We start from the raw sequence: 265 nt of genomic DNA on the forward strand, positions 1-265 counted from the left end.
GAAACGACCGGGCATCAAGACGCAGCAGATAGCCAGGGCCGGTGTAATTCGCCCACTCGGCATCACCGTATTCTTCGGCCTGATGTGGCAACGCGTGCAGTAGCCGGTTATCCGCATCGGTAATATGCGCCGTGCTGCACTGGATATCGGGCAACTGGGCAGGTATGGGCAAAGGATCTTCAACGATAACCGGCCTCGGAACAATCAGGACCCGGAACGTATAGCCGTTATCGTTGACGACATTGAGCTACGCGTCTATATCCAC

The 265-nt window shown here is 55.8% G+C and carries 1 pseudogene; it reads right to left on the minus strand.

From position 1 onward, the window contains the following. A pseudogene (locus FDX22_RS32575) lies at positions 1-235 on the minus strand (DUF5983 family protein); the annotation flags it as partial. Positions 236-265: the final 30 nt, after the last annotated feature.

This window comes from Citrobacter sp. TBCS-14 (assembly GCF_005280805.1).
GTDB lineage: Bacteria > Pseudomonadota > Gammaproteobacteria > Enterobacterales > Enterobacteriaceae > Citrobacter > Citrobacter gillenii.